The organism is Rhodococcus sp. Chr-9 (genome assembly GCF_000801125.1).
GTDB lineage: Bacteria > Actinomycetota > Actinomycetes > Mycobacteriales > Mycobacteriaceae > Rhodococcus > Rhodococcus pyridinivorans.
This window is the reverse complement of record NZ_JTIZ01000075.1, coordinates 1-792: the sequence shown is the minus strand read 5'-3', so window position 1 is coordinate 792 and position 792 is coordinate 1. Positions and strand designations below refer to the sequence as shown.

Here is a 792-nt window from a genome sequence, read left to right as displayed (position 1 = left end):
GTGGAGTCGTTGTTGAAATACCACTCTGATCGTATTGGACCTCTAACCTCGGACCATGATCTGGTTCAGGGACAGTGCCTGGTGGGTAGTTTAACTGGGGCGGTTGCCTCCCAAAATGTAACGGAGGCGCCCAAAGGTTCCCTCAGCCTGGTTGGCAATCAGGTGTCGAGTGCAAGTGCACAAGGGAGCTTGACTGTGAGACTGACAGGTCGAGCAGGGACGAAAGTCGGGACTAGTGATCCGGCACCGGCATGTGGAAGCGGTGTCGCTCAACGGATAAAAGGTACCCCGGGGATAACAGGCTGATCTTCCCCAAGAGTCCATATCGACGGGATGGTTTGGCACCTCGATGTCGGCTCGTCGCATCCTGGGGCTGGAGTAGGTCCCAAGGGTTGGGCTGTTCGCCCATTAAAGCGGCACGCGAGCTGGGTTTAGAACGTCGTGAGACAGTTCGGTCTCTATCCGCCGCGCGCGTTAGAAACTTGAGGAAGGCTGTCCCTAGTACGAGAGGACCGGGACGGACGAACCTCTGGTGTGCCAGTTGTCCCGCCAGGGGCATGGCTGGTTGGCTACGTTCGGAAGGGATAACCGCTGAAAGCATCTAAGCGGGAAGCCTGTTCCAAGATGAGGTTTCTCACCCCCTCGAGGGGGTAAGGCCCCCGGCAGACCACCGGGTTGATAGGCCGGAACTGGAAGCCCAGCAATGGGTGGAGGTGACCGGTACTAATAGGCCGAGGACTTACCACGAAGATGTTACGCGTCCACTGTGCGGTATCTGAAACAACACACACA

General features: G+C 57.4%; 1 rRNA gene. It reads left to right on the top strand.

From position 1 onward, the window contains the following. A 23S ribosomal RNA gene (locus tag QR64_RS09960) occupies positions 1–747 on the top strand; the annotation flags it as partial. Positions 748–792: the final 45 nt, after the last annotated feature.